Genomic DNA, 7,811 nt, shown 5'->3' on the forward strand with positions numbered 1-7,811 from the left:
GCGCCGGACCGGGCGTCGCCACCGGGGACCTCGCCTACGAGGCGGCCTCCCGGCTGCTGGCCCGCGCCCCGGCGGCGGGCGAGGTGGACGCGGTGGTCCTCGCCACCGCGACCCCCGACCACCTCTGTCCGGGCACCGCCCCCGCACTGGCGGCGCGGCTCGGGCTCGGCACCGTGCCGGCCCTGGACATCGCCGCCGTGTGCAGCGGCTTCGTCTACGGACTCGCCGTCTGCCACGGGCTGGTCGCCTCGGGTCTCTACGGGCGAATCCTGCTGGTCGGCGCCGACGTCTACTCGACCTGGCTCGACCCGGCCGACCGCTCGGCGGGCGTCGTCTTCGGCGACGGGGCGGGCGCCGCCCTGGTGGCGGCCGGGCGCTCGGGCGATCCCGGGGAGCTGCTCGCGTTCGACCTGGGCAGCGACGGCAGGGGCTACGACCTGATCACCGTCCCCGGCGGCGGGGCCCGCGCGCGGGCGAGCGGAGAGCCGCCGGCCCTGGACGACGGGTTCTTCCGTATGCAGGGCGGCACCGTCTACCAGCACGCCGTCGAGCGGATGACCGGCTCCTGCCGGACGCTCCTGGACCGGGTCGGCTGGGACCCGGCCGAGGTCGACCGCTTCGTGCCGCACCAGGCCAACGCCCGGATCCTGCACGCCGTCGCGGAGCGGGTCGGCATCGCGCCGCAGCGCTGCGTGACCCATGTGGAGCGGGTCGGCAACACCGGCGCCGCCTCCATCCCGCTGGCCCTGGCCGACGCGGCGGGCCGAGGCCGTCTCCGCTCCGGCGACCGGGTGCTGCTCACCGCCTTCGGGGGCGGACTGACCTGGGGGTCGGCGGCACTCCGCTGGCCGGGGGCCCCGGGGACCATTTCCACGGATTCTACGGAAGGAACACAGCATGTCGCTCCCCGCTGACCAGGGCACCGAGGCCGGAACCGGCACCGCCATCGCGGTGACGGGGGTCGGCCTGGTGACACCCGCAGGGGCGGACGAGCACAGCTTCTGGGAGAGGCTGTGCTCCGGGCACTCCACCGCCCGGCGGTGCGAGGAACTGGCCGGTCTGCCGGTCGACTTCGCCTGTCCGGTCGACGGCATCGACCTGGACGACGCGGTGGGCGGCCGGTCGGTGTGGCGGATGGCCCGGTTCGTGAAGCTGGCGCTGGTGGCCGCCCGGCAGGCCGTCGCCGACGCCGGCCTCGACCCGGCACGGTGGGACGGCAGCCGGGTCGGGGTGGTCCTCGGCGTGGGCGTCGGCGGCGTCTCCGTCCTGGTGGACAACGCGGCCAAGCTGGCCGCCTCGGGCCCCGAGGCGGTGTCCCCCCTGCTCGTCCCGATGATGATTCCCAACGCGGCGGCGGGCGAGGTCGCCATCGCGCTGAAGGCGGGCGGACCGAGCCTCGCCCCCGCCACCGCCTGTGCCTCCGGCGCCACCGCCGTAGCCGTCGCCCGTGACCTCCTGCTCGGCGGCAGCTGCGACGTGGTGGTGGCGGGCGGCGCGGAGTCGGTGCTGACCCCGCTGGTCGTCACCGCCTTCGCCCGGATGGGCGCGCTCTCCACCCGCACCGGCGACCCGGCGGGCGCGTCCCGCCCGTTCGCCGCCGACCGGGACGGTTTCGTCATCGGCGAGGGCGCCGCCATGCTCGTCCTGGAACGCGAGGCGGCCGCCCGCGCCCGGGGCGGCCGCCCGCGCGCCCTGCTCACCGGGGCCGGGTCCAGCACGGACGCCCATCACCCCACCGCCCCGGCCCCCGACGGGTACGGTGCCCAGCGGGCGGTCCGGGCGGCGCTGGACCAGGCGGGCTGGACGCCGTCCGACGTCGACCACATCAACGCCCACGGCACTTCCACACCCCTCAACGACGCCATGGAGACCACCCTCATCTCCCGGCTCTTCCCGCACCGGCCGCCGGTGACCGCGCCCAAGGGCGTCGTCGGGCACACCCTGGCGGCGGCGGGCGCGATCGAGGCGGTGGCCACCGTCCTGACGCTGGAACGTTCCGCCATTCCGCCGATCGCCAACCTGGACGCGCTCCCCGACGCCTTCCCGCTCGACTGCGTGACCAAGGAGCCCCGTCGGCAGCGGATCGAGACGGCCGTGAGCCACTCCTTCGGCTTCGGCGGCCACAACGTCGCTCTGGCTTTCCAACGCGCCTGATTCCCAGGGGCATTTCGGGACGGCGGGGGTGTCCTCGCCGTTCCTTGATCGTTACTTTGTTGTGACCGTAATCATGAACGACGCGGCCCCGCCGTCCACGAACGACCTGCTCACCGCGGTGCTCTTCGGACCGAACTTCCGTCAGGAGCACGGGTTCTGGCGCCGACTGCTCACAACGGAACCATTTCGCCGACCCGGTGGCGGCACCCCCGACGAGCGACTCGCCCTCTCCTACCACCGCCTCCGCATCCTCAACAGCGCGCTCGACAGCGGCGCGAGACTGGCCGCCGACCCCCGGGCGCTGGCCGCCCTGCACGAGTGGCTCGGCCCCGCCGACCCGGCGCTGACCACCGTGGCGGGCATCCACTACAACCTCTTCCTCGGCAGCCTCCTCGACCACGACGCGGGCACACGCCGCGACTTGTCGGACTTCCTCGCGCTGCGGCGCGTGGGCACCTTCCTCTGTACGGAGGTGGCGCACGGCAACGACGCGGCGGCCATCGAGACGACCGCGACGTACGACCGTGAACGCGACGGCTTCGTGCTGCACACCCCGCACGCCGGGGCGCAGAAGTTCATGCCCAACACCAGCCCCGCCGGAGGCCCCAAGTCCGGTGTGGTCGCGGCCCGGCTGCTCGTCGACGGCGCCGACCACGGGGTCTTCCTCTTCCTCGTCCCGCTCACCGACGCCCACCGCGCCCTGCCCGGCGTCCGGGTGCGGCGGCTGCCCGCCCGGATGGGCTCCCCGGTCGACCACTGCCTGACCTCGTTCGACCGCCGCTTCGTCCCGCGCGACGCGCTGCTCGCCGGACAGCAGGGGTGGATCGGCGACGACGGGCACGTGCACAGCGAAGTACCCAACCGCAGAAGGCGGTTCCTCGCCTCCATCGGCCGGGTCATCCCCGGCAAGCTCTCCATGAGCGCCTGCGCGGTCGGCTCCGCCCGGGTCACTCTGGCCATCGCCGTCCGATACGCCGGCCACCGGATGATCTCCGGATCGCGCGCCGCGCGGCGGATCCCGGTGTACGCGCACCGCACCCACCACGGGCCGCTGGCCGGAGCGATGGCCACCGTCTACGCGATGAGCCTGCTGCACCGCAGGGCGCTGGACCGCTGGGAGTCGGCCCCGGAGGCCGACCGGGGCGAGGCGGAGCGCCTGGTGGCCGTCGCCAAGGGGTGGATCACCTGGCAGGCGCGCGCCGTCATCGTCGAATGCCGCGAACGGTGCGGCGCGCAGGGGCTCCTGGAGAACAACGGCATGACCGAGCTGTTCACCGGCATCGAGGGCGCGATCACCGCCGAGGGCGACAACCTCGCCGTGCACGCCAAGGCCGCCGCCGAGATGCTGTTCAGCGCCACCGGCCGGGAACCGGCCCCGGACGTCCCCGGCGATACGGACGTCCCCGGCGATACGGGCGACCCCGCCTTCCTCGGACGGCTGTTCGCGGCCGTGGAGGACCTCTGGTTCGCCCGCGCCCGCGAGCGGATGGGCGCCGCCCCGCCCGGCGACCCGCTCGGCCGGTGGAACGCGGCCTCCTCGGCCGCGCTGCGCGGCGTCGAGGCGCACGCCTACCGGCAGGCGGACGAGGCGTACGCCGAGGCCGTCGCCTCCCTGCCCGAGGGGGCGGCGCGCGAACGGCTGGCCGAGCTGCGCAGGCTCTTCGCGCTCCGGTGGATCGCCGGCAACAGCGGCGACCTGCTCGCGTCCGGACGGCTGACCGCCGATCAGGTCACCCTGCTGCCCGACGCGGTGGAGGACGCGGTCGCCGTGGTGGCCGAACACACCCCCGCCCTGGTGGAGTCCTTCGCGCTCCCCGAGCGCCTGATGTCGGACTGGCCGATCGCCGGACCCGGTTACGTGGACGTCTACGACGACCCGGAGGGGCCCTGGCACCGGGGGCGCAGGGCGGGGATCCGGGGCCGAGCGGCGGAGTTCCGGCGGCCCGTCTGTGGCAGCAGGAGGCGCCCGCTGCGCGAGAAGGTGGCGGCGCTCGGTACCCGCGGGGTCCTGCTGGCGTACTGGGGAACCACATCCATGCTCTCCCGGTGGTTCGAGAAGCCGCAGGTGAGCGTAGACGAATCGGTTCGCCCGAAGGCGTAACCGGAAGATTGCCATCCAGTTAATTCCGGCGGTGGGTCGCCGCGTTCAGGTGCCCGCCGCGCAGGACGCGACCACGTCGATGAGACACCGATGAGAGGAACCACCATGAAGACCATCCACCCCAAGATCACCGAGGTGCTGACCGGGACGTTCAAGGTGCCCGCCGCCGAGATCCTGCCTGAGTCCACGATGGACAGCCTGGAGATGGACTCCCTCGCGGTCGCCGAGTTCGCCGTCGTCATCAAGGAGACCCTGGGCGTCGACGCGGACTCGGAGAAGCTGTACAAGGACGCCACGCTGGCCGACATCTCCGCGTACATCGACGCCGCCGTCGGCAGCGCGGCGGCCGAGGCCACGGTGCCGGTGAGCAACACCCGATGAAGCGACCCGCCATCGCCGTCACCGGGCTGGGGATGATCACTCCGGTCGGCAACACCACCGACACCACCTGGGACGGGGTCTGCGCGGGCGTGTCGACCGCTCGCACCGTCCCCGAACTGCTGGGCTGCGAAGTCGACTTCGCCTGTACGGTCTCCGGCATCGACCTCGAAGAAGCGGTCGGCGGCCGGACCGCGTTCCGGATGGGCCGGTACGTCAAGTTCGCCCTCCTGGCCGCCCGGGAAGCGGTCGCCGACGCCGGGCTCGACCCGGCGCACTGGGACAGCGCCCGGGTCGCCGTCGTCGTCGGCACCAGCAGCGGAGGATCCGCCGGACTCACCGAACAGGCCGTCGTCCTGGAGCGGCGGGGCCCCGCGGCCACCTCGCCCTCGGGCATCCTGCTGACCATCCCGAACATGCCCGCCGCCGAGATCGCCATCCGGATGAGGGCCACCGGCCCCAGCCTGGCCCCGTGCACGGCCTGTTCGTCCGGGGTGACCGCGCTGTCGGTGGCCCGGGACATGCTGACGCTGGGCCAGTGCGACATCGCCATCGCCGGGGCCACCGAGTCGATCGTGTTCCCGGTCGCCATGACCGGCTTCGCCCGCTCCGGCGCGGCAGCACTGCGGGACGGCGACCCCGCCCGCCTCTGCCGCCCCTTCGCCGCGGACCGGGCCGGCATCGTCATGGGCGAGGGTGCGGCCATCATGGTCCTGGAGCGGGCGGAGGACGCCCGGGCGAGAGGAGCCGTCCCCCGGGCGCTGATCGCGGGCGCGGGCGCCACCACCGACGCCCATCACCCCACCAGCCCCCACCCGTCCGGGGAGGTCGCACGGGCGGCGGTCGACGCCGCGCTGCGCGACGCGGGCTGGCGTGCCGAGGACGTCGACCACGTCAACGCGCACGGCACGTCGACCCCCCTCAACGACGCCACCGAAGCCGCCCTCATCGGCCGTTCCTATCCGCACCGGCCGCCCGTGACCGCCCCCAAGGGCGTGCTGGGCCACTGCATGGGGGCGGCCGGCGCCATCGAGGCGGGCCTGACGATCCTCACGCTCCAGCACGGCGTGGTCCCCCCGATCGCGAACCTGGACACCCCCGAGCCCGGGTTCGACATCGACTGCGTCACCAAGGTCCCGCGCGAGGCGCCCGTACGGCGGGCCGTCAGCCACTCCTTCGGCTTCGGCGGCCAGAACGCGGTGATCGCCCTCCAGGCTCCGTAACCCCGGGCTGTTCAACCCCGGGCTGCTCCCCCGGGGGCGCCGAAGCCCGGGCGGAATCCGCCCGGGCCGGTGCGACAGGCCGATCGCGCCCCGCGTCGGCCCCGCGCACAACCGTCCGCCGCGGCACCGGCCGAGGTCATCACCGAGGATGTCTCCGCGGCCCGTGCGGTCGCCCCGCCGGACAGCCCGCCGGGCGGACCCGTTGAACGAGCCCGCCCGGCGGCCGAGGACTGGGAGCGGCCGTGTGGCCACCTGAGGATGAGCGCGTCAGCGGCGACGCCCCTGGCCGAACTCACCACCGGCGTCCTTGCCCGTGCCCATGTCCTTGCCGTCCGCGTAGTCGATCTTCTCCTTGCGGATCTCGGCGGAGACTTCCTTCTGCTCGGTGACCCGGTTGGTCTCCAGCCGGACCCGCTCCACCGGCACGGCCTCCTTGCGTACGGTGGCGCGCTCCGCGTGCAGCGTGACCTCGACGTCCTGCTCGCCGAAGTCCGTCGTCCCGGTGGTCTTCTCACCGGGCTGGAGCGGTTCGCGGACCACGCGGACCTCTTCGTGGGACACGGGCACGGTCCGGGTGACCTCCTCGGTCACCACGTACTTGTGCAGCCGTGCCCTGCCGCTCTCGTACTCCTCCTTGCCGACGTGCAGCTGCTCCTCGGAGCGGATCATCTCCTCCCGGCCGCCCATGTCGGCCGACCGGGACGTGCCCGCGCCCGCCAGCGGGCGTGCCGTGGTGGAGGCGTCCGTGTCACGGTGCCTGCCCGTACCGCTGCCTGCTCCTGCCATGCCCGCTCCCGTCGTTCCCGCGCCGGTGGTCCCGGCGCCCGTGCCCGCCTTCCCGGTCGCCTTCGCGCCGGGGGCCGTTCCGGTGCCACGGGCCGCGCCCGCCGTGCCGGCGGCGCCCGCCGCACCCATCGCACCGGTCCCGGCGACGGTCGGCGCGTCCATGCCCGCCGACCGGTTCTCACCGAGATTCCCGGATTTCCTGGTCAGGCCGTAGTGCCGGTACAGCTCCTCCTCCTCGGCCACGGAGAGGTGCGCGTCCGCGTCCACGCGCGGTGCGTCCTTGACGCTGTCCTTCGGATGCGCCACGTGCAGGTCGGAGCCCACGCGACGGGCTCCGGCGAGCGGGACGAAGCTCTCCTTCATGCCGAACAGGCCGGTTTTGACCGTGACCCAGTCGGGCTTGCCTGTGTCGTCGTCGACGTACACCCGACCCACACTGCCGACCTTCTCGCCGTCGTTGTCGTACACGGTCAGACCGTCGAGTTCTCCGGAATCCGTGAAACCGTCAGCGGCTCCCATAACCGATTCCTCCTCTCGGGCACGCCCTGTGGGTGGCTCCACCAGAGGTGGCGCGTCCGGATTCCATCGCGCCTCACCCGCATGGACGCTGCAACCGGCCGCCCGCCCGGATCAGGGCTCCCGGCAGCCCGGTGCGGGGCCCCGGGCCCGTGCTGCGGCACCGTGCCGCCCTGGCGCCCGTTAGGCCAATCGGGTGAGATCCCGGGTCCCGATATGATCGGCGGACCGTGGCGGCCGAAGGCCCGACCACCGCCGACCCGCCGAGCCACCAGGGGTGCGCCATCTCTTCCGTACGCCTCCGGCCGCCCGCGCAACGCGGCGAACTGCGCGACCGGCACGAGGACGGGCGCCGGCTCCACCACCTGCTCTGGCGGCTGGGGCCCGGCGTCCGGGTCTGCAGCAGCGCGGTTCTCGGCGGTGGCATCGGCCCCCGGGCCTGGATCCTCAACGCCCAGGTTCCCGGTGGCTACCCGCGCTTCGACCCGGACCGACACCTCGCCGAGATCGCCGCCGCGGAGGGGCTCACCGGGCCGGGCGCCGGGCTGATGACCGCGGCCGACGTCGCCGCGTACACGACCGGCCACGACGGTGGCGTCGCCGCGACCGTCACCGCCGGCCTCGGCGTACGGGGCTGGGCGGCGGCCCCCGAC

General features: G+C 74.1%; 7 protein-coding genes. 6 read left to right on the top strand and 1 reads right to left on the bottom strand.

What is annotated here, in order from left to right; genetic code table 11:
- From CR470_RS33755 to CR470_RS33775, 5 genes are all read left to right on the top strand, one after another.
- A partial coding sequence (locus CR470_RS33755) for a beta-ketoacyl-ACP synthase 3 (protein WP_097871257.1) occupies positions 1-914 on the top strand: 914 nt, incomplete at its 5' end.
- Positions 898-2,154, top strand: a complete 1,257-nt coding sequence (locus CR470_RS33760) for a beta-ketoacyl-[acyl-carrier-protein] synthase family protein (protein WP_097871258.1) — start codon at positions 898-900, stop codon at positions 2,152-2,154. The genes CR470_RS33755 and CR470_RS33760, both read left to right, overlap by 17 nt.
- A 73-nt stretch (positions 2,155-2,227) precedes the next feature.
- Entirely contained in the window at positions 2,228-4,255 is a 2,028-nt protein-coding gene (locus CR470_RS33765; RefSeq protein WP_179892461.1) for an acyl-CoA dehydrogenase family protein, read from the top strand.
- A 105-nt stretch (positions 4,256-4,360) separates the two neighbouring features.
- Complete coding sequence (locus CR470_RS33770; protein WP_097871260.1) at positions 4,361-4,636, top strand: acyl carrier protein; 276 nt, start codon at positions 4,361-4,363, stop codon at positions 4,634-4,636.
- Complete coding sequence (locus CR470_RS33775) at positions 4,633-5,856, top strand: beta-ketoacyl-[acyl-carrier-protein] synthase family protein (protein ID WP_097871261.1); 1,224 nt, start codon at positions 4,633-4,635, stop codon at positions 5,854-5,856. Before CR470_RS33770 ends, CR470_RS33775 begins: the two co-directional genes overlap by 4 nt.
- A gap of 267 nt (positions 5,857-6,123) precedes the next feature.
- Here CR470_RS33775 and CR470_RS33780 read toward each other — a convergent pair whose 3' ends face one another.
- Positions 6,124-7,161, bottom strand: coding sequence for a PRC and DUF2382 domain-containing protein (locus tag CR470_RS33780; RefSeq protein WP_097871262.1), 1,038 nt, complete (start codon positions 7,159-7,161; stop codon positions 6,124-6,126).
- Between the two features lie 227 nt (positions 7,162-7,388).
- Here CR470_RS33780 and CR470_RS33785 point away from each other — a divergent pair.
- On the top strand, positions 7,389-7,811 hold a 423-nt coding region (locus CR470_RS33785; RefSeq protein ID WP_179892460.1), incomplete at its 3' end, for an adenosylcobinamide amidohydrolase.

The organism is Streptomyces sp. rh34 (assembly GCF_002551245.1).
Taxonomy (GTDB): domain Bacteria; phylum Actinomycetota; class Actinomycetes; order Streptomycetales; family Streptomycetaceae; genus Streptomyces.